We start from the raw sequence: 22076 nt of genomic DNA, 5'->3' as shown, positions 1-22076 counted from the left end.
ATCCTCCTCGGTCTAAGAGTGAGACGCCTGCGGCCATAGATAAGTTCCCTCAATTACAAGACACTACACTAGCCGCTGAGGATGACGCCCTCGTCCTTGATGAGGATCGCAGCGTGCCGATTCGGGAAAGCAAGTTCTCGGACCACTTTGATGCCTTGGCCGTCCATCTCTACCGCATCCCCTATGCGAAGAGGGCGGAACCCGGGCGATGATCCATCGCTCTTTGCGGAGTCCGCCTCGAAAAGCATTTCATCGCCCGAGAACATCACCGCAAGAGCCTCCGGCGACTCACCGGGGTGCGTATTGCCCGCGGCATCGAAGAGACTTATGATAACGGCCAAACAAGGCAAGTGACACGTGGTGCCGCGCAACAGACCGGACGTCGGCGTTCGTCGCTCCACATCGGGCGGCAAGGCGTGCCACGGCGGCGGGCTTCTACCTCGAAGTTCTCTAGTCGAAACCTTATCTTGATAGAAAGGCGGAAGCTATGATCGACTCCGGCCTTCCTCCGCATCGGAGCCTTCCGTCCATCGCGCGGCAATCGCGCTGCATGTGGAACCGGCCGGTCGTCGGACGACGGATGCTTGACGCGGGCTGCTTACCAACACGTCGAAACCGTATCCTCGTTGCCGGCGTGATCGCTCTCTTGACGGCATGGCTGCCGATTTCGGCCGATCGATCCGCCGCGGAGGCCCCCGGCGACGCAAAGCCGCCGGCTGTCTTGGAAGCCGCCGATCCGCAGTTCCACGAACTGATCCCCCCTGATGCCAAGGTGGAAGTCTTGGCTGACGGGTTTGAATGGTCCGAAGGACCGGTTTGGTGGCGACCGGGCAACTGCCTTCTGTTTTCCGACGTGCCGCGGAATACGGTGTTCCTGTGGCGGGAGGGCTCGGGAATCGACGTGTTTCTCAAGCCCTCGGGTTACACCGGTGCGAAAATGCGAGGGGGCGAGTCGGGGTCCAACGGGTTGGCCGTGGACGCGCAGGGGAGATTGGTGCTGTGCCAACACGGCGACCGACGGGTCGCCGTGTGGTCGGAAGGCTGTTTTCGCACGTTGGCGGATCGGTATCAAGGAAAACCGTTGAATAGTCCCAACGATTTGGTGATTCGCTCGAACGGCGACATCTACTTCACCGACCCGCCCTACGGCATGACGCCGGAAGCCGCGCAGGCCGAAGACGCCTTGGGGTTCTGCGGCGTTTATCGCATTTCGAAGGACGGCCGGCTGACGCTGCTGACGGACCGAATGACCCGGCCGAACGGCATCGGTTTTTCTCCGGATGAGAAGACCCTCTACGTGGCTCAATCGGATCCCGCCAATCCGATTTGGATGACTTTTCCCGTCCTTGACGACGGTACGCTGGGAGAAGGAAACATCTTCTTCGATGCCGCCGTCTGGAAGGATGGCAAACTGCCCGGTTTGCCGGATGGATTGAAGGTCGACGCCATGGGCAACCTTTTCGCGACGGGCCCCGGCGGCGTCAATGTCTTTCGTTCCGACGGGCGTTTTTTGGGGCGGATTCGCGTTTCCGTTCCCACGGCCAATTGCGCGTTCGGCGACGACGGATCCGTTTTATACATCACCGCCGACATGTATCTCCTGCGAGTTCGCACCAAGACCAAGGGTTTGGGGTTTTGACCGAGATCGATTGCAACCACGCATGGACCGTGTTGCTGATCGAGTACGGTGGCATCGTTTTTCCGTTTGCTTTCGGCCCTAGACGCAAGGAGTCGTTGGAATGGATCGAAAGGAGATTCTCGCCAAGGTGGCCGCCGGAGAATTGACTCCCGAGGAAGCGGATGAACTACTCAAGGCTTTGCCGGAGTCACAGGCCGTCTTGAGCTGCAAGATCAGTCCCAAAGGGGCGGTCAGCGTTTACGGATTGCAACGCATGCCGGTAACGCTTTACGCTGATCAATGGCATCGGCTCTTGGAGTTTGCGCCGAAGATCCGCGATTTTATTGAGCAGCACCGCGCGTCGCTGCGTTGGAAGGGGGCTTCCGCCGGCCCGTCCGGCGAGTCCCCAGGATATGCCTCTGCGCCCGATCCGGCGGAACCCGGCACCGCCTCCATGTAGCGGTCGCGGCGTTTGCCCGGCAGAGAGGCACGGCCCGAGGATGGGTTCCGTCCCTTCGCCATGCGAAGAATTGGCGGGCGGACGTGTCGGGATCGGCGCGACGGACGACCGCGGGAGCTGCTTTGATGCTACGGCGGCGTTCCTGCTTCCGAGTCATTCTTGCAAGGAATACAGGAGCACGTTGAGGCCGATCCGTGCTGCGTCTTCAGGGATGTAGCCCTGGCAGCCGATGGTCTGCTGTTTCTCCAACGCGCAGCTCAAGTCGTACGGCGAAAAGACGATCGCCCAACGTCCATCGACACGAACACCTTCCAGTTCCGGCGGTACTTTTCGCAAGGTATCAGCGTTCGCCTCCCGGGGGCCGGTCGGCTGCGGATCGCGGCGAGTCACCGTTTGAAGGTCGAACCCGCCGTAGACCGGACGCAATAAGTCATCATCGACGGGAATCGGTTCCAAGGGACGCTCAGGCAGGATCGCTTGCATCTCCAGCCGGAACGAGTCGGCGAAGGCACGTGAGGCGCACACGGCATCCGCCAGGATCGTTCCTCCTCGTTCCACGTACAGCCTCAAACGCCGGCGCTCTTCGTCCGTCAGTCTGAAGGCGTTCCGGCCGTGCATGAAGGCCAAGTGAAAATCGAAGAGCGAGTCGTCCGTTATCGGAATGTCATACTTGACCAAGTCCACGCGTAGCCCCAACTCCTTTTGCGCGGCCTCTAGCAGATGAATCACGGCCCGCGGCGCCACGGTGCAGCCGCCCGGGTGTTGCAATACGGCCACGGCCAATCGATTGCGACGTCCGGCCTCCTGCGGCCGAGTCTCCGCGGTTTGATCGAAAAAGTCATATTTGAAGCTCAATTGACGATTGGTGGCGTAGGCCATGATATTCGTGCCCAGTGCCAGGGCCGCGTCGATCCGGGATTGCACGGCCGCAGCGAAACGAAGATCGCGACCTGCCCGTGAGAGTTCCCAGAGGCATGAGAGCGATGCTTGCCCGTTTTCGGGCGGAGGGGAGTAAACGACGCTCGTCCGGCAACCGAAATCGAGGCCCAAAAGCGGACGCACTTGCTCCGGGGGAATGGCCGTCTCGGCCCTCCAAATGGGATGCTCCGGCGGCAAAAGACGAAGTCGGTACTCCGGCTCGGGGAAGGCCAATTCCATCAGTCGGCGGAATCCCTGATCGAAATCCCCTTGTGCGCAAACGGCCTCGGCCACGATGAAGCCGCCGCGGTCCAGGTAATCCCGAAGCTTCGCGGCCAGCGTCTGCCGGGCGGCGGGATCCGGTGGCAAAGGACTTCGGCTACCGCCGAGATACAGCACGGGAGACTGGCGAAGGTCGTCGACCGAGGCTTCCGACAAGTTGACGACTTGCCAACCCAAATCCATTTTCCAGGCCTTCTCGACGTGCTCCGTCAGGTTACCGATGTCGTTACGATGGGAATTCCATGCGGCTTCATCTCCCCATTGGAGCTTGGCTGCCAGGATGGGTCGCCGGCCTTTGGCGAGGAAAAGGAGCGCAAAGGCGGTCGCAACCGCGGGATCATCCTCCCCGGTTCCGGATTGCCCGGGACCGATCCAGTAGTCGGCAGCCAAACGGCTCGCCTCATCGCCGCCCGCCCGTCGCGTCTTCAGCTCCAATAGGAATGCGGAACCCTCTCGATACCAATCGTGGGATCCGATGAACCGCTGCGAGGTTAGCCGCCCTACCCGTTCCAACCCGTAGAGGTAATACAACAGCCACGTGTCACCCGAGCGAGGGTTCTGCCGCACGGAGAAGTTCCGTGCCAACCAATCCAATCCGCGGCGGATACGGTCGTTTTCGTCACGCGTCGGTTGACAACATTCCACGCGGTCGCCGACAACGGCGGCGTTGGGACTTTGAACCATGGCGTACGTAATCACCAAGGCGCTGACGCCGGCACAGGTCATGCTCCCGGTACCCTCCAGGCCTTTGCGATATCCCCATGACCCGTCGGGATTTTGGGCGCCTTCCCAATAATCGCGGGCGTTTTCCCAGACTTCATCGGAGGCGCGGATTCCGACCCGCTCCGCTTCGTACAGGGCCAACAAGGCGAACTGACTGTTGGAGTTGTCCGCCCGTAGGCCGAAACCCGGGTAAGACCAACCGCCGCGATCCATCCCGTCTTTGACCTGCACGCTTTCCAGCCACTGCACGTTGCGTCGAATCAGAGCGGCGTCGCGATTCGGCTCCGCGCGGCAAAAGACCATGGTTTGCAGGGAGACGGCGTACGTGGAATTGATCTTGTTCGGTTCGAACTGGCGAAACCGCCGCAGCGCCTTTTGGATAACGGGGTCCTCGGGAGAAACGCCGGCCGTAAGCAAGGCGAGCGCGCAAAGCCCGCTAACCCCGCCCGTATGCGGCGGCGAATCAGCCCAAGCGCCGTCCGCCTTCTGCTGCCGCTTGAGGTATTCGACACCGCGGTCGATCGCCTGTTGCAGCGCCGGGGCGAGCTTTTCGGAGGATTGCCCGTCGGCTTCTCCTCCCAGCATCGCCACGAGCAGAAAGCAGAGAAACGCCGCGGCCGCCGCCAAGCGTCGAGACGTGTTGGACGTTCCGATCCAGGGTGCCCCAAACCTGATCGACCTCCGATCCCGCTGAAGTACGACGGAAATCATTCGCAAGGTACACCCTTCCGTAATCTTGCTCGCCGTCGCTACATTTCACCCACGCGTTCCAATTTGCGGCGAGATTTAGGCGAGGATTGGCATCTCCGATTCGGGTGCGGCCCCGCCGAAACCCGATCGATCGTTGCGGCGGCGGATATCGAGGTCGCATCATCAAAGGCAACACGTCGGTCTTGCGTCCAACAGCCGTTGCCTCTCAAATTACGATAGGGCAGGATGCTTGCCGCGAAAAGTCCCGTTCAGGCTTTGTGCCGCGAAGTCCCGGTTGCGACGCTGCGAATCGCGATCGGTTCGCGCGTTACCGGGTATGCGGCAGACCAATGGCTCGACGGCCATGGATATGCGACATTCCTGTCGCCGAAAGAGGACTGATTGCCTGAGAATGAGGTGCCGGATTGTCCACAAAACCACGAAGTCTGGGAGACGTCCTCCAGGAGTTCAGCTATCACCGAAAGCTGATGCAGGAGGAGTTGCAAAAGGTCATCGTCGGGCAAACCGAAGTCTTGGAGCAAATCCTGGCGGCGATCTTCACGCGCGGGCACTGTTTATTGGTGGGAGTGCCGGGGTTGGCCAAGACCTTGATGGTCAGTACCTTGGCTCGGATTCTGGAAGTCCAGTTCAAACGAATCCAGTTTACGCCCGACCTCATGCCCTCGGACATTACGGGTACGAACGTCTTGGAGGAGGATGACAAAGGCAAGCGGTATTTCCGGTTCATGGAAGGCCCCATTTTCACCAACATTCTTCTCGCTGATGAGATCAACCGGACGCCGCCCAAGACCCAGGCCGCGCTGCTCCAGGCCATGCAGGAGCGTGAAGTGACGGTCGGGCAACAAACGTATCCGCTTCCCGAGCCGTTCTTCACGATCGCCACGCAGAACCCCATCGAACAGGAGGGCACTTATCCGCTGCCGGAAGCCCAACTCGACCGCTTCATGTTCAATATCAAGGTGGACTATCCGTCGTTGGAGGAGGAAGAGAAGATTCTGGCCACGACCACGCGGAGCGAAAAGACGGAAGTGCGCAAGATTTTGAACGGCAAGGCAATCGTGAGCCTGCAAAAGCTGGTCAATTCCGTGGCGGTCAGCCCGTACATCATTCAATATGTCGCCCGTTTGGTGCGGGCGACGCGTCCGAACGATCCGGCCGCTCCGCAGTTCGTGCGTGAGATGGTGGATTGGGGGGCCGGGCCGCGTGCCGGGCAGTTCCTCATCCAGGGCGGTAAGGCTTTGGCGGCCATGGACGGACGCTTCACCGTCGCCATCGAGGATGTTCAAAAGCTGGCCGTACCCGTCTTGCGGCATCGCATCAGCACGAATTTCCAGGCGCAAGCGGAGGGAATGACGGCGGACGATTTGGTGCTGCGTTTGGTGAAGGAAATTCCCCCGCCCAGCGTTCCCAAGTTCGAATCCTGACCTTTCTGAGGAGCCGAGCGGAGCCGCACCATGCCTGGATGGAGTTGTTGGGACACGACGGGGTCTGCCGCTCCGGGCCGCAGGAAGGACTTGCAACGCCGCGTCCCGGAGGACGGCGTGATTATCCTCGGTTCCCAAGTCACGACTGCCGGTCGCGGTTGCCGGCGTACTTGCTCAGCCGGCCGACCGGGTTGATCGGGCCGAATTGTCAAGCCCGATGCGGAGTCCCCATGTCCAGTGTCGTCAAGTATCTGAAACCGGAGGTGGCCAGGCAAATCAAGCGGCTCGATCTCCGCGCCGAGTTTATCGTCAAGGGCTTCTTGCAAGGACTGCACGCCAGTCCGTTTCAAGGCTTCTCCGTCGAATTCAGCGAGCACCGAAAATACGTGCCGGGCGACGATCCCCTTGATATCGACTGGTTGGTGTACGCCAAGACGGACAAATACTACGTCAAGAAATTCGAGGCGGAGACCAATATCACGGGCTTCTTGGCGATGGATGCCAGCCGCTCCATGGGCTACACCCACCGCGGTGATATGACCAAGTTCGATTATGCCGTCTGCCTCGCGGCCGCCCTGTGTTACCTTATGATTCGCCAGCAGGACCCCGTGGGACTATGGGTGTTCGACGAGGTGGTGCGGCGAACCTTGGCTCCCCAATCCCGGAGATCGCAACTTGGCAATGTGCTGTCCGTCTTGGCGAAACTCACTCCGACGGGCAAAACGGACATCGTCGGCGGCCTAAATCGGATGTCGGGCGTGCTCCATCGTGCGTCTTTGATCATGATTTTTTCCGATCTCCTGGCGGACGAAGAGCCGATCATCAAGGCACTCTATCGCCTCAAGCACCGCGGCCACGACGTCATCCTGTTCCATATTATGGATGAGGCCGAGGTCCGCTTTCCCTTCACCGGCATGGTGGAATTGGAAGATCCCGAGACGCTCGATCGGCTGGAGGTCGATGCGACGGGCGTTCAGGCGGAGTATCTGCGTGAATTGGAGCAGTTTCGCGAAAGGTATCGCAGGGAATGTCTTCGGGCGGGAATCGATTACGTACCGCTCGATACCTCCATGCCTTTCGACAAAGCCTTGACCGAATACTTGTTGCGGCGTCGCGCTCGATTTTGACCCGGTCGCACGGAATGCTATGGCGTTTGTCACCCCGTTGTTTCTCTGGCTCGGCGCGGCTCTGGTAGGCATCCCCTTGGTCCTGCACCTGGTGATGCGCCGGCAAAGCCGTCGCGTGACATTTCCGGCCCTGCGGTTCGTGCGCAGCCGCTTCCAGGTGGTGCGTCGCCGACTGCGTCTCCGCCATTGGATTCTTCTGATCTTGCGGATGGCGCTTTTGTTTTTTCTTTGTTTGTTGCTCGCTCGACCCAGCTTGCGACCGGAGGGGGCGAGTGCCGGCGAGGAATCCCCGGTCGCGGCGGCCCTGGTGTTCGACACGGCGCCCAGGATGACATATCGGCACCGCAATCAAACGCGATTGGAGGCGGCACAAGAAATCGCCGAGTGGCTGTTGACGCAATTGCCTCCGGACAGCGAAATCGGGGTCGTGGATTCCGGGACCTCGAGCGCCGCATTCGCGGTGGATCGCGCAGCCGCACGGAAGCAAATCGGGCGGCTTCCGATCTCGCTTCGCCCCGCCTCGCTGCCGGAAACCATCGTGAAAGCTCACGAATTGCTGAAAACGAGTCCCCTGGAGCGTCGCGAAATTTACGTCTTCACGGACCTTGCCGCGACGGCTTGGCCCGAGGAACAAATAGCTCAGGCCAAGCGGGTTCTGGAGGACGAGAGCAGGACGGGCGTCTACTTCGTGGACGTAGGCGTTCCTCAACAGGAGGACGCCGCGATCAGCGACCTGCGGCTGAGTCGGGAAGTCACCGCCGGAGGCAACCCCGTGGAATTAGAGGTGGAATGCCGCCGTTTCGGGAAACCTACCTCCCTAACCGTGGCGGTCTTCCTGCGTTCAGCCGAATCGAGGACGGATGCGACGGATTCGTACGTCAAGCGGAGCCAGCGAACAATCGAGCTGGAAACCGACGGCGTCGCGAGGCTTCCCTTTTCACTGGGCAATCTTTCACCGGGCATTCACCAAGGCTTTGTCGCGATGGAGGAAGAGACTCCTTTGCCGGCGAACGATCGGGCCTATTTCACGGTGGAGGTCCGGGGAGCCGTGCCGATCCTCATTGCCGCGCCGCCGCCCCCGGATCGCCACGCGTTGTATTTGTCGCAGGCCCTGGCACCCGAGGCTTTTCGCCGAGCCGGGACGGCCACGTTCGATTGCACTATTGTCACTTACGAAGAGCTCGCCGCGACGGACTTCACCAACTACGCGGCGATGGTCTTATTAGACCCGCCCCCGTTACCCGAGCCCATCTGGAACAGAATTGAGGATGCCGTAAGATCGGGCAAAGGTCTGGCGTTGTTTCTGGGCAGACGGGCGTCGCCCGCTGAGGCTTGGAACACCGCCTCGCTCCGTCGTATCCTACCGGGGCGTCCCGTCATTCAGGCTCGCGCACCCGCCGGGGACGTAAACTTAGCGCCGCGGGATTATTCCCATTACGTCCTCAGCCCGTTTCGTCCGCTGGCCGGATCAATACCGTGGGATCTTTTCCCGGTGTATCGCTATTGGCTTATGGAGATCGACTCGCAAGCCGCCTATGTCGTGGCCGAATACAGTGACGGACGGCCGGCGATTCTGGAAAAGACCTTGGGGCGAGGGAGGGTGCTCCTCGCGACGACTCCGGTCTCCGACCTGCCGGACGAAGCCCCTTGGAATCTCTTGCCGGTAGGCCAAGCCTGGCCGTTCGTCATTCTCGCGAATCAATTAGGAATGTATCTGTCGGGAGCCGCGGACATTCGCCTCAACTATCTGCCCTACGAGATCGTGGAGGCCCCGGCGAGCGGCCGCGATAGCGCCGCGACGTTCCTTCTGGAGCGTCCGGCCGACATCTTCGCCGCCGGTGTTTCGCCGGAACGGCCCGTGAGGCTTCAATCCGACCCCGCCACAGGCCGCGTCCTGGTGCCGAGTACGGATCGCGTCGGTAACTATCGGCTCCGTGCGGGGATCGGTGAATCGGCCTATGATTGGGGGTTTAGCGTGAATTTTGCGGCCCGAGAGGCGGACCTCACCCGGCTGCCGGAGGAACGCTTCCGCGAATGGTTTGGGGCGGCCGGCACCCGGTTGGCTCGCACACGGCAGCAATTGACGCGAGAGGTTTCCGCCGGGCGAAGCGGATTCGATCTGGTGCCCTATCTTGCCTTCCTTTTCGTGATGATTTTTGCGGCCGAGCAAGTGCTGGCGAATCGTTTTTACGCGGAACGGAAATGAGCGGCAAAGACCTGTTCTGGAAACGGCCGATGCCACGGATCGCGATGGGACGCGGATCGCAATTGCCGAAGGTGAAGAGGCTTCCTGCGTGACGCCGCAATTGACCCTCAATCCCATTGCCGACAGTTTCCTCGTCGCGATCGGCGCCGCGGCCGTGCTGCTCTTGCTATGGTATCGCCTTCCTGTGGCCGCCCCGATTGCGAGCAGACAACGCGGCGTCCTCACGGCGATTCGCTGCGGCATGTTGCTTGTCTTGCTGTTGATCCTCCTGCGGCCGACCCTTGTTTACGTAACCACGACGAAACAAACGGCGACCGTGGTTGCGCTGTTCGATCGTTCGCGAAGCATGTCGGTACCGGATGAACTGAACGGCGATACTCGGTACGAGGCGATGGCTCGCGCCGTGTCCCAAGCCGGGCCGCGATGGAAGAAATTGGCCGACGAAGTCGAGATTCGGGCTTACGCGTTCGATGCCGAAACCGCTCCTTTGCCCCTCCGCGACGGAATGCCCGAGTTGCCCGCTCGACCCGAGGGATCGCAGACCGCGATCGGCGCCGCCCTGGAGGACGTGTTGCGAATGGAGGCGGGCAAGCGCGTGATGGCTGTGTTGCTTTTCAGCGACGGTGCGCAGCGAGCCCTCTATCCCCGGGATGCGCTGCCGCAGCCGGCCGGCATGCGAATGAAGAGCCTCGATCAACGCATCTTCGCTTTTCGCTTCGGCAAGGCTCGCGGCGCCGCGGAAGCCCGTGACTTGGCACTCGACGATCTGGCTTGTCCGGACCGTGTTTTCGTCAAAAACGAGCTGCCGGTAACCGTTCGCATGCGCGCCGTGGGTTATGCGGGCCAAGTGGTCGTCGCGCAACTTCTGTACGAAACCGAGCCGGGCAAAATGGAGGTCGTGGCATCCCAGGAAGTCCGAATCACCGCGCCCGAGGAGAGAATCCCCGTGCGGTTCCGCTACGTGCCGGAGACGGCCGGAGAACACAAGATCGCGGTTACCGTCGCGCCGCAGCCGGGTGAAACCAGTGTTCTCAATAACGAGCAAAGTACCGTGGTAAACGTCATGGAGGGCGGCATTCGCGTCCTCTACCTGGAAGGCTCTCTCCGTGTGGAGCAACGATTCTTGCGTCGTTCCCTGGATTCCTCACCGGATATTCAAGCGGACTTCTTGAGACTCTCCGCCGCGCCCGCGAGCGGCGATCCGAGCGACCTGGCGGATCGATTTCGTCCGGGCAAGTACGACGTTTACATGATCGGTGACGTCGACTCCACCTGTTTTCGGCCGGAATGGCTCGCAGACTTGGCCGAAACGGTCTCGCAAGGGACGGGGCTGTTGATGCTGGGCGGTTTTCAGAGTTTTGGGGCGGGCGGCTACGCCGAAACGCCCTTGGCCGAGGTTTTGCCCGTCCGCTTGAATCGGCTGGAGCGACAAGAGCCGGGGACGCCCCTCCGAGCCGATCTGCATATTCCGGGCCCGTTGCAATTGATCCCCACGGACATCGGACTGCAACATTTCGCCTTGGCTCTTTCCGCCGCGCCGGAGGAATCCCGGCGGCTATGGGCGTCACTACCGCCGCTCGACGGTGCCAACCGATTGTCCGGGGTAAAACCCGGTGCCCTGGTTTTGGCCGAGGATTCCCAGAAGAATCCGATCCTCGTAGTGCAGTTCTACGGCAACGGGCGAGTAGCGGCCTTTGCCGCCGACTCCACCTGGCGTTGGTGGATGCGCGGCGAAGAAAACGTTCACAAGCGATTTTGGCGGCAGCTCGTGCTTTGGCTGGCCGGCAAAGATGAATCGCGTCGCCCCAACGTTTGGATTCGTCCCGCGCAGCGGCGGATTCTTTTGGGAGAGACTTTCGAGTTCGAGGCGGGCGCGAACGACGAGGCCGGTGAACCTATCCCGGACGCCGTCCTGGAGGGCACGATTCACCTCCCCGACGGTCGGACGGAAAATGTGGCCTTCACCAACGGCGAGGGGCGAGCGACGGCGCGATTCCGCAGGACGGATCAAGCCGGTGATTACCTGCTCACGGTACGGGCTACCATCGCGGGCCGGGATTTGGGCACGCGGGAAACCCGGTTCCTAGTCGTCACGCGAGACTTGGAAATGGATCAACCCGCCGCCGATCCCTCGATGTTGGCTTCCTTGGCGGCCACCACGGGCGGAGAGCTGCTTCCTCCGGAGCAACTTCCGGAACTGCTCGACCGACTGACGGCCCAGACGAAAGAACTGGAGGTCCCCATCGTGACGCGCCGCACTCTTTGGGATACCTGGCCCGTTCTCGTCATCTTCACCTTGTTGGCCGCCTCGGAGTGGTATCTTCGCAAGCGGTGGGGACTGGTGTAGGCGGCGGCGAGGAAAATGGGCCGGGCGACTGAACGGTAGGACGCGATATGGCCGGAAGCGGACGGAGGCACACTTGCGGCGCCGAAGCCGCTCGGAAGGTGAGCGGGGCTTCCCCTCACCTTGCGAATTCTCGGATCGCGATCATCGGTCGTTTGGCAGCCATGTCCCATGCGGCCGCCGCGGAGCTTCTTCGCCGACACGACGTCTCGGTCGTCGAACCGAACGATCCTTCCGTGCAAGTCTTGGTGTTGGGCGAATGGGACTTTTCCTGGACGGATTCGCCGGATCTCCAGCGACATTTCTCGAGCGTGCCCGCTTCCGTCCTCCAAACGGGACCGAAGATTCTGACCGAGACGGAGCTATGGCAGGCGTTGGGCATGCTCGAGGCAGACGGCGATATCCGCCGCCGGTTCACGCCCGCGATGTTGGCCGATCTGATCGGCGTGCCGACCTCTTTTGTCAGGAGATGGTATCGGCAAGGCTTGCTCAAGGCCGCGGAGGTTGTTCATCGCTTACCCTATTTCGATTTCTCAGAAGCCGCCGCGGCGCGAAGTCTGGTGTTACTTCGCGAAGCAGGGTTTTCCCTCGACGCGATCACCCAGCGCGTGCGGAAATTGCTGCCGTACCTTCCCGCGGTGGAACGTCGTCTCAGCCGCATGACGCTGGTGGCCGACGGCCGACGCATCTTGCTGCGACGCGAGCACGGCTTGGTCGATCCGGTGGGGCAATTGCACTTCGACTTCGAAGCCGATCCCGAAGGCCCCCTCCAAGAGCCGGGCGCCGATCCGACCGTCATGGAACTTCCCTCGCGGCGCGGGGATGCCGGCGGGGAGGCTATGCCGTCCGACGCGATGACGCTTGCGACACTTGCCGAGGCATGTGATGAAGAGGGGCGTCTGGCGGATGCCGCGGCGCACTACCGCGCCGCTATTGCCGCCGGCGGGCTATCCCCGGACCTTTGCTTTCAACTGGGAGACGTGCTTTATCGATTGGGTGATCTGGCAGCCGCCCGCGAAAGATTTTGGACGGCGGTCGAGTTGGATGACGATTTCGTCGAGGCCCGCGTGAACCTGGGCGCGGTCTTGGCGGAATCCGGCGATCTCGATTTGGCCGAGGCCGCTTTGCGCGGAGCGTTGACGCTGGTCCCCGATTATCCCGACGCTCATTACTTGCTGGCCAAATTGCTAAGGGAAATGGGACGGCTGGAGGAGGCCGACCGCCACCGGCGAGAATTCGTGCGGCTGGCGCCCCACAGTCCTTGGGTGGAAGAGACAGGATGGGATCATCAATCCGGCGTGACGGAGCCTCCTCCAACTGAACTTCCGAAGGCCTGAGTAGGTCACATCCCAATCGACCCTTTCTGCGCCGGATGCTGCCGATATGGCGTCGGAATGTATTCCACGCTTCCACCGGGGCGATTTTGCGGATAGAGCTGAAGCAGTTGAACGACCTCGTCCGGCATGTCCGTGCAAACCGGCAGGCCGATCTCGATCGCCTTATCCGCCGTGAGCGGGTAGTCGTGCGTCCAGGTCCCCTCCGATAGCAAGCGCGCAACTTGTGCGGCTTTGTCCGGCGGCATTTTGTCGGAGAGAAGTTCTTGAACGGCCTGACGCACCTGCCCGACCGCCTTTTCCGCAATGTCCGCCAGAATTAACGTTTCGTCGTCCATATCGGCGGGTTGCTTGCGGCTTAGCACGCGGAGAACGGAAGCGGCCGGACGACTCCCGAGTTGAGGATCCACCGGTCCCAACACGGCGTGCGGGCACATCACGATTTCGTCGGCGGCCAAGGCGATCAACGTTCCGCCCGACATCGCGTAATGCGGTACAAACACCGTCACCTTTCCTGGACGCTGATGAATCGCCCGAGCGATCTGAAGCGAGGCCAGAACCAATCCTCCCGGGGTATGGAGAACCAGATCGACCGGCACCGCGGGGTCCGTCAAATGAATCGCTCGAATGACCTCCTCCGAATCGTTGATGTCGATGAATCGGACCAAGGGAAAGCCGAGCAGACTCATCGTTTCTTGGCGATGAATCAAGACGATCACGCGCGAATTGCGTTTCCTTTCTATCTTGGCGATCATCCGCTGTCGAGCGGCCTCCAGCAGCTTGCGGCTCAAAATGGGTTGCAAAGCCGAAATCATCAGGAAAATCCAGAAGAAATCCATCACATTCATCATTTATGACTCCCACGACGGTTTCGTGCTTCCGACGCGTCGGCGTTCTGACTCCTCACCGGTCTTGAACCCACGGCAGCTCCCAGAAGACCTCATCTTTGGCGCATCGGCGGCAGGTCTTTGCGGGCTGCACGAAGAACGCGCACAGGATCACCCCCGCCGCGAATCCGCCGACGTGCGCCCACCACGCTATTCCGCCAACATTGGGATCCAAGGTCCAGATACTGAGGGTGCCGTTAAAGAACTGGATGAAGGCCCACATTCCAATGAACAGAAAGGCGGGAAAGGTAACAAAAAGTGGGTAAAAGAAGACCGGGATCAAGGTGACGACTTGCGATCGGGGAAATAGAACGAAATACGCCCCCATCACGCCGGCCACCGCACCGGAGGCTCCCACGGTCGGTATCGTGGAGGTCGGGTTGGTCCAAGTGTGTACGACGCCGGCCGCGATCCCGCACAGTAAATAGAACACAAGAAAACCGACCGGCCCCATGCGATCCTCGACGTTGTCGCCGAAGATATACAGCATCCACATATTCCCAATAATGTGCAGCCAGCCGCCGTGTAGGAACATGCTGGTCAAAAAGGGCCAGTAATCGTCGGCGGCAAAGCCCACGAATTGGGCCCAGGCCGGGTGGGTATACCGGGCGGGCACGAGCCCCAAAACATAGAACAATTGATCACGGCTGCCGGAGGGCAGTTGAATCTCCAAAAAGAATACCAGAGCATTGACCAGAATAATGCCATACATCGCGATGGGTGTATTTCGGCTGGGAATACTATCCATCACCGGAATCATAGATCAACCTCGCGATTCCGCCCCGCTTCGGCAGGTGTGGAAAGATTTGGGAATGGCGAATCGCTTGTTACGAAAAACCGTCGTGGATTCCACGGCGTCGCTCTTTTGATGTTACCGTCCGATCGTTAAGGCGAGCAGCAGCACACGCCCCCGCTCCGGCTTTCAAGTAATGCTATCATCCGGCGGACGCTCCGGCAACTCGCCGTCGGTGTCCGTGTCACGGCTCATTAGGTGGGATGCCTCTTGGTCGGAGGGTAACCCGGTTACGGGCGTCTCGCCGATGCGGCGGCGCAGTGCGGAAAGGGCTGCCCGATCCCGGCGGCCTACGATCCAAACCCACAACCACACCAGCACAATCATGAACAAGAGGCCCGTGATTACCATGCCCGTCAACGACCCCGTGTTTTGGCTGCCGGATTCCGCCAGCGGCAAGGCTTCTCGGCCGACCAACAGCGGCGCCAACTGCCACGCGGTTTGCGATCCCGTGTCCCCGGCGGGGCGCTCCGGGCGATATCCCCACGTCTTGTAGAAGAAAGCCGCCACGGCCACGTCGGCAGCATACCGCGGTCCTTCCCCCAACGGTATGCCCGGCGGCAGCTCTCGAACGCAGCAAACCAAGGGGTTATTTTGCGAATCCTGCGTGAACAGATAGATGGAATAGTAGTGCGTGATGCCGAAACGGCGTCGGATGTCGGCGTCATGCACCTCGATCTTCTCGATTCGCCGCGCCGTTCCATAAAGCAAGACCAGACGTCCCAACTGAGATGCCGGTTCGTTGAACAGCTTGACAACGGGGGATACCGGAGTTCCGGACGCTTCCGATTCTCGGCGGGCATGCTGGTAAAGCTCCCCCGGTCTAGCACGTCCCGCCGCCGCCAGCATCTGGTAGAACGCCTCGCGGTCTCTGCCTGTAAGAAAGAAACGCTCCAGGCCGGTCGGCTCTTCGGCGTCGGCTCCGGTCTGTGCCTTTCCGCCGATCGGTACGTCGTCCAGCAGCGCGCAATCCATGCCCAGTCGCCCGAGAAGATTGTCGGGAAACCACGCCGGGCGGTCCGTGACGAGAACGGGTCGGGGTGAATCAGGCGAGTCGCCCGACCATTTCATAAAGATGCCGCTTATCCGGACTTGATCTCCCGCTGGGATGCCCGGCACCCACGCAGCGGGAATGCGGCGCGCATAAACTGCGTACGCCATGCCCTGCTCATCCGTCACCGTACAAACGTAGTAACGCTTGATTCCGGACCTCGCGCCGAGTTCGGGCGTCGAATCGACAGGCTGTACGTCCCGGACTCGGCCTTCGATCGCGAAAAGCCTTCCTCGCAAGGTGGCGGGTTGCCCCCAAAAAGCTCGCCAATCCGGAGGCGTCTCCGCCCAATCCGCGATTTCCGTGGGTTGGAGCGCCGAAACGCGGTCCAGCAATCGCACGAGCAGCTCTTCGTCCTCCAGCCCTACCGGTCGGCCGTCTTGGGCTTGGGCCAAACTGCTTTCGCCGATTCCGAACGCCGCCAGATAATCTCGCATGGCGGCGATCGAGGGCGTTGTGTCCGACCGGTCCCGGCTGATGTCTGAGGATGATGGATCGGCTTCCTGGTGGTTCGTCCCACTGAACGCGCCCGCAACGAAGACCAACGACATGACCAAAATGGGCGAGAAGAATATCCCTCGGGACCGCGTCGATCTTGCCGTATTTCGCTCTTGGTGAGCCGACATATCTTGTTCCCCGGTGCAAGCGGTTGCCGTTATGAGGGGGCGTCTCTCGCGTATATGCTGACTCCAGCTTACCGGATGCCCGGCCCTACGCAAACGCTTGATGCTCGAATCCCTCGGAAAGACCGCTTGAGCCGCAATCTTGCGAAGATCTGTGCACGACGCTTTTTCGTCACGACCGTTGAGGTCGGCAATTTCCCGGGAAAAGGCATTCCTCAGTGAGCCCCCGTCCCGTGCGGCCGGGCAATCGCTCCGTCCGTTCGCCGTCCCTGCAAAGTATAGTTGTCTTGGGGTGTCGGATAAGTCTGGGAAGAATTCGTAGGGCAGAAGAATTCTCCCCGACCCACCCTATACAAACGGAAGGAGGCAGAGTCTCATGGCACCGGCAACTGCGTCCGAAAGCCCACTGGATGTCCTTGTGCGTCGCGTGCGAGATATTTCCACGATTCCCGCGATCGCGCTCAAGGTTCTCCAGGTGGCGAATGATCCGAATTCCGGTGCAGCCGATCTTAAGGAGGTCATGGAGACGGACGCCGCGCTGAGCGCGAGGGTATTGCGTTGCGTCAACTCGTCGGCCTACGCGGTGCGGACCAAGATCACGAATCTGCAGCAAGCCATCGCATATCTCGGCTTGAAGCAGATTCGCAATCTCGCTTTGACCGCCAGCGTATCGGAAATGTTTCGCACGGACCTCGGTATCGAACCTTACCGCCGGACCGGCCTCTGGAAGCACTTGGTGGCGGTCGGAGTTTGCTCTCGCCTCATCGCCAAACGACGGCGGCTGTCCAACTTCGAAGATGCCTTCTTGGCCGGATTGCTGCACGACATCGGGATCATCCTCATCGATCAATACAGCCACCAGCGGTTTCGCGAGATCATCGGACGGCTGGACCAAGGCCGGGCGCTCACCGAATTGGAACGAAACGTTTTGGGATTCGACCATTGCCAGTTGGGGGCGGAGCTCGCGCGGTTGTGGAACTTTCCCGAAAACGTCCGCGCGGCAATTGCCCAGCATCACCATGGGGCGATGTATCGCGGCGAGGAGGTACATATTATCCGCTGTGTGGCCGTCGCCAATTTGATCTGTTCCCTCCGCGGGATCAGTTCGGTGGGACGCAACTTGGTGCAGATCCCGCTTTGGGCCATCCAAGGTTTGGAATTGACGAAGAGTGACGTGGTCGTGCTCGCTCAGGATCTCGACGGCGAGATCGAGGACAACCGCGCGCTGTTCGAGTTGTAATATCGTCGCTCAGCGCAAACGGCGGCTCGACGGGACATAGCCACGCGAACCGCATGAATGACGTCGCCTTCGAATCGCCGGGCCGGCTGACGGCGGCTGCTCCGATCGTCGGGAGAAACGATCATGATTGACGAAGCGGAATGGGCCGAGGTGTTGGATGCCTGTGTCGCTCCGCCCGAAGGCGCGACGCTCGGCGGCGGCCCTCAAGCGACGACCGAAGAGGCGGGTTATTTGGCCGAAGTTCGCGTTCTGCAATTGTTGAATGAACTCGCCGCGTTGAAGGCCTCCCATGCTGAGGCCGTGGCGACTGCGATCGCGGAGCGCGAGGCCCGCTTGGCGGAACGCGACGAACACTTTCGACAGATTCACGCCCTGTTGCGTCAAGCGGCCGACGCGATCGTGACTCTCGACAATGACGCGGTGATACGCTCGGCCAACGATGCGGCGGAACGCATGTTCGGACGCTCGGAACAGGAGTTGGCGGGCAAATCTCTGGATGAGGTCATCGAGTACGAAGTCGGCGCCTCGCACTCCGACATCCTCAAACTCTTGGAACGCATGGTTTCGAATCATTCCCCGGTCGAAGTCGTCATACGCAACGCCGACGGGCGGATGTTGCCGGCGGAAATGGCCGTGAGCCGCGTCCTTGTGGACGAGGAGTCGCTCTATTTCGGCAGCTTTCGCGACGTCTCCGAACGCAAGATGTTGGAGGCGAAAGTCCGCCAGGCTCAGAAAATGGAATCGATCGGGCAGCTTGCCGCCGGGATCGCGCATGAAATCAATACGCCGGTTCAGTACATCGGCGATAACACGAGTTTCGTCCTGGATGCCGTTCGTGACATGGAAGGCATCGTCCAAGCATGTTTGGAGCTGCAATCCGCGGCAGAAAGCGGAAAATGCCGGGAGGATCTGATCGCCGCCTTGATTCAAAGGATTCGAGCGGCGGATCTGGAATACCTATTCCAGGAGATTCCCAAGGCTCTGCAAGAGACCTTGGACGGCGTGAAGCGCGTGGCGCACATCGTTCTCGCGATGAAGGAATTCGCCCACCCGGGAGGAGCCGCCAAGCAGGCCGTCGATTTGAACCGCGCGGTGCAAAACGCCGTGACCGTGGCGCGTAACGAGTGGAAATACGTAGCCGACGTGGTTTTGGATTTGGACGCGTCGGCGCCCAAGGTGACGTGCTTTCCGGATGACATGAATCAGGTCATCCTCAATTTGATCGTGAACGCCGCCCACGCCATTGCCGAGAAAGTGGGTCCCAACTCGGAAAGCCGAGGGACGATCGCCATTTCCACTCGCCGATGCGGGGAGTGGTTCGAGCTGCGCGTCGCCGACACGGGTACGGGAATTCCCGAAGCCATCCGTTCCCGGATCTTCGATCCGTTCTTTACGACCAAGCCCGTGGGAAAAGGCACCGGCCAGGGGCTGGCGATCGTTCACGCGGTCGTCGTGCAAAAGCATGGCGGAACGATCCATGTCGAAAGCGAAGTCGGCCGGGGAAGCGAATTCATCGTACGCATCCCGTGCCGAGACTCGTCCGAGGAAAGCATGGCCAACGCGTCGTAGTGCGGCGAAGCCGGGGTTGCCCGAAGGCCGCCGGCGAGGAGACGGGCGTCGTGAAGCGAATCTTTTTTGTGGATGATGAACAAAGGGTCGTGGACGGACTGCGGCGCATGCTGCGCGCCATGCGCGACGAATGGGACATGGCGTTCTTCAATTCGGGACCTGCCGCCCTCGAAGCCATGGACGCCCTCCAACCCGACATCGTCGTCTCCGATATGCGCATGCCGGGAATGAATGGGGCCGAGTTTCTAGGAGAAGTTCGGAAGCGTCATCCGGGCACCGTGAGATTGATTCTTTCCGGGCAATGCGATCGGGCCGCCGTGCTGGACGCGGCCGGACTGGCTCCTCAGTTCCTCTCCAAGCCTTGCAGCGCCGAATCGCTACGAAATACCGTCGCCCGGATATTCGAGGTGCAGGAACAGCTTGCGTCTCCCCAGATTCGCACGGCCGTAACACAACTGGAGGCCTTGCCGATCTCCGCAAACCACCTGGGAGCCCTTGCCGAGGTTCTTGCTGAGCCAACTCCCTCGGAGACGGACTTGATCGAGATCGTCAACCAGGACCTGGGCCTGTTCAGTAAATGCCTTCAGTTGATCAGCTCCGGGTTTCTTGGCAGCCAACAGGAGGTGATTCGGCCTGCCGAAGTCGTTTCTGTGATGGGAGCCGACGCACTCCGAAGCCTCGTTTTGGACAAGCGGATCTTTCCCACGTTGCCCGCCGGCCCGCCCTTGGAAGCGGCGGCAAGTCTCTTCCAAAAAATATCGCAGGCCACGGCGGAAACCGCGCGACGTATTGCCGCAGAGCAAAACGCCGACGAATCGATTCGACGCCTGGCGGAAATCGGCGGACGGCTAGCCAGAATCGGAGTCGCCGTGCTGGCCGTGATCGATCCCGCCAAGTATTTCCAGATCTGGAGGTTGGGCGTCAGCCGGCGAACGTCCAAGATGGATTTGGAGATGCGATTCTTCGGCGTTCACCGAGCCGACGTGGGAGCCTATCTGCTCGGCCTATGGGGCGTGCCCTCGCAATTGGTGGACATCGTTCGTAACTCACCCTGGCCACATCGGACCAAGGAGCGTGCTTTCTCCGCTCTGACGGCGGTGCACGCGGCCTGTTTCTTCGTCGAAGAAGCGGCGTCGGAATTGCTGCAACCGAATTACGCCTTGGACTTGCCCTACCTGGAAGACGTCGGGGCGATCCCTCAGCTCGATCGCTGGCGCGAGATCGCGCGCTGCGTGGTGGATGGATTGGAAATCGCCCCCCATCTCCTAAGTTACGCCGGGGAGGTTCTCGCGCCGGTCTCAGCGGCGATTCCGGTCGGAGGGGTTTACAGCGGGGAGCTACAGTCATGAGTCGCCGGGTACTGTGTGTGGACGACGATCCGAATATTCTCCGCGCGTATTCACGGACGCTTCGGAATAAGTTCGAACTCGAAACCGCGGCGAGCGGCGAGGAGGCGCTTCGCATCCTGGCTGCACGAGGGCCTTATGCGGTAGTCGTTTCGGATATGCGGATGCCGGGAATGGACGGAGTGGAGCTGCTTCGTCGGGTTCGCGAGACGGCTCCCGATACGGTTCGCATGATGTTGACGGGAAATGCGGACCAGCAGACCGCGATCGATGCCGTGAACGAGGGGCACATCTTTCGCTTCATCACCAAACCCTGCCCTCCCGAGGTCTTCGCGCGGATGATCGAAGCGGGGCTGGAACAATATCGGCTTGTGACCGCGGAACGCGAGCTGCTTTCCAAGACCTTGGCGGGATCGATTAAGGTTCTGGCGGAGATCTTGGCCTTGGCGGCTCCCGAAGCATTCGGACGAGCGACCAGGGCCCGGGAATTGGTCCGAAAACTGTGCGAGGCTCTGGCCGTGACGCCCGGTTGGCCGATCGAGGTGGCGGCCATGTTGGCCCCCATCGGACTGCTCGCCGTCCCGCAAGAAATCATCCAGAAAGCGATTCAAGGTCGGCCGCTCAAGGAAAGCGAGAAAGACGTGTTGGAGTCCCATCCGCGCGTCGCCCGAGAACTCGTGTCCAAGATTCCGCGATTGGAGCCGGTGGCGGAGATCGTGGCCTACCAGGGAAAATTGTTCAATGGGCAAGGCTATCCGCCGGATTGGACGTCCGGGGAGGACATTCCCCTGGGAAGCCGCATTCTGAAGCTGGCCTTTGACTGGGACGACCTTATCCAGGCCGGCCTCAGCCCCGACTTCGCCCTGGCGGAAATCGCCGATCGGCGCGGTTGGTACGATCCCAAAGTCGTTGCCGCGTTGCGTCGCATTCTCGATCTTCAAGAGGCGTACGTGGTCCGAGAAGTGCGAATCTCCGATCTCGTCGATGAATGGATTATCGCGGACAATATCTACTCCGTGAATGGAACGTTGCTTTGCAGCAAGGGCCAGCCGGTGACCGCGCCGATTCGCCTGCGCCTGCGAAATTACGCGATCAATGTCGGCATCAGCCGTCCCATTCGCGTGTTCGTGCCTCTGTCCGAGGTCCCGCAAGAAGCGCAGGCGTAGTTGCGGCACCGTTTTCGCGGAGCGGCACGCGCGGGCGCCGGGCGGTGCATCTGCCGCCGATTGCTCGTCTTCTAGCCCGGCCTCAGTTCCGGTTGAGCGGGATCCGCCCGCCGCCGCAATCGCCCTTTTTCGTAGGCGGCGCGTAACTTTCACCTACCGACCGGGATAGAATAGAACAAATCGGCCGATCGGTCTTACGCGGGGAGATTGATGATTTCGGTGCGGGGCGTCTCCGCTCCTCGGGTGTGAAGAAG

15 protein-coding genes are annotated in these 22076 nt (G+C 60.9%); 11 read left to right on the top strand and 4 right to left on the bottom strand.

Translation table 11 applies throughout. The features are described 5' to 3' along the window. Positions 1-634: 634 nt before the first annotated feature. A complete protein-coding gene (locus ACZ5B4_RS05850) occupies positions 635-1639 on the top strand; it encodes an SMP-30/gluconolactonase/LRE family protein (RefSeq protein WP_464913495.1) in 1005 nt (334 codons plus the stop codon). A gap of 100 nt (positions 1640-1739) precedes the next feature. Beyond that, on the top strand, positions 1740-2078 hold the full coding sequence (locus ACZ5B4_RS05845; RefSeq protein ID WP_464913494.1) for an SHOCT-like domain-containing protein: 339 nt from the start codon (positions 1740-1742) through the stop codon (positions 2076-2078). Between the two features lie 153 nt (positions 2079-2231). Here ACZ5B4_RS05845 and ACZ5B4_RS05840 read toward each other — a convergent pair whose 3' ends face one another. Further along, positions 2232-4712 (bottom strand): DUF4159 domain-containing protein, encoded by a 2481-nt coding sequence (locus tag ACZ5B4_RS05840; RefSeq protein ID WP_464913493.1) that lies wholly within the window; start codon positions 4710-4712, stop codon positions 2232-2234. A gap of 467 nt (positions 4713-5179) precedes the next feature. Between ACZ5B4_RS05840 and ACZ5B4_RS05835 the strand changes: the two genes are divergently transcribed. The 5 genes from ACZ5B4_RS05835 to ACZ5B4_RS05815 all read left to right on the top strand — a co-directional run bounded on the left by ACZ5B4_RS05835 (position 5180) and on the right by ACZ5B4_RS05815 (position 13150). Continuing rightward, positions 5180-6136, top strand: a complete 957-nt coding sequence (locus tag ACZ5B4_RS05835; protein WP_464914000.1) for an AAA family ATPase — start codon at positions 5180-5182, stop codon at positions 6134-6136. Positions 6137-6366: 230 nt separating this feature from the next. Then, the gene (locus ACZ5B4_RS05830; RefSeq protein WP_464913492.1) at positions 6367-7263 is read left to right on the top strand and encodes a DUF58 domain-containing protein; all 897 of its coding nucleotides are present in this window, start codon (positions 6367-6369) and stop codon (positions 7261-7263) included. A 19-nt stretch (positions 7264-7282) separates the two neighbouring features. Then, positions 7283-9469 carry a BatA domain-containing protein gene (locus ACZ5B4_RS05825; protein WP_464913491.1) on the top strand — a complete coding sequence of 729 codons (2187 nt, stop codon included), beginning with the start codon at positions 7283-7285 and terminating at the stop codon, positions 9467-9469. Between the two features lie 88 nt (positions 9470-9557). Continuing rightward, positions 9558-11816: a hypothetical protein gene (locus tag ACZ5B4_RS05820; protein WP_464913490.1), complete on the top strand. Its 2259-nt coding sequence runs from the start codon at positions 9558-9560 to the stop codon at positions 11814-11816. A 161-nt stretch (positions 11817-11977) separates the two neighbouring features. Then, entirely contained in the window at positions 11978-13150 is a 1173-nt protein-coding gene (locus ACZ5B4_RS05815; protein ID WP_464913489.1) for a tetratricopeptide repeat protein, read from the top strand. 5 nt (positions 13151-13155) lie between these two features. Here ACZ5B4_RS05815 and ACZ5B4_RS05810 read toward each other — a convergent pair whose 3' ends face one another. From ACZ5B4_RS05810 to ACZ5B4_RS05800, 3 genes are all read right to left on the bottom strand, one after another. Next, positions 13156-13998, bottom strand: a complete 843-nt coding sequence (locus tag ACZ5B4_RS05810; protein WP_464913488.1) for an SDH family Clp fold serine proteinase — start codon at positions 13996-13998, stop codon at positions 13156-13158. 52 nt (positions 13999-14050) lie between these two features. Further along, a complete protein-coding gene (locus ACZ5B4_RS05805) occupies positions 14051-14794 on the bottom strand; it encodes a rhomboid family intramembrane serine protease (RefSeq protein WP_464913487.1) in 744 nt (247 codons plus the stop codon). 162 nt (positions 14795-14956) lie between these two features. Continuing rightward, on the bottom strand, positions 14957-16315 hold the full coding sequence (locus ACZ5B4_RS05800) for a hypothetical protein (RefSeq protein WP_464913486.1): 1359 nt from the start codon (positions 16313-16315) through the stop codon (positions 14957-14959). A gap of 562 nt (positions 16316-16877) precedes the next feature. Here ACZ5B4_RS05800 and ACZ5B4_RS05795 point away from each other — a divergent pair. From ACZ5B4_RS05795 to ACZ5B4_RS05780, 4 genes are all read left to right on the top strand, one after another. Beyond that, positions 16878-17741 (top strand): HDOD domain-containing protein, encoded by an 864-nt coding sequence (locus ACZ5B4_RS05795; RefSeq protein WP_464913485.1) that lies wholly within the window; start codon positions 16878-16880, stop codon positions 17739-17741. Positions 17742-17864: 123 nt separating this feature from the next. Continuing rightward, positions 17865-19310: a two-component system sensor histidine kinase NtrB gene (locus ACZ5B4_RS05790; protein ID WP_464913484.1), complete on the top strand. Its 1446-nt coding sequence runs from the start codon at positions 17865-17867 to the stop codon at positions 19308-19310. A 50-nt stretch (positions 19311-19360) separates the two neighbouring features. Further along, the gene (locus ACZ5B4_RS05785; RefSeq protein WP_464913483.1) at positions 19361-20659 is read left to right on the top strand and encodes an HDOD domain-containing protein; all 1299 of its coding nucleotides are present in this window, start codon (positions 19361-19363) and stop codon (positions 20657-20659) included. Beyond that, entirely contained in the window at positions 20656-21822 is a 1167-nt protein-coding gene (locus tag ACZ5B4_RS05780; RefSeq protein WP_464913482.1) for an HD domain-containing phosphohydrolase, read from the top strand. The genes ACZ5B4_RS05785 and ACZ5B4_RS05780 overlap by 4 nt, the downstream gene beginning before the upstream one ends. Positions 21823-22076: the final 254 nt, after the last annotated feature.

Source organism: Thermogutta hypogea, assembly GCF_055386265.1.
The sequence above is the reverse complement of the archived record's forward strand: the minus strand, read 5'-3'. Positions and strand labels throughout refer to the sequence as shown.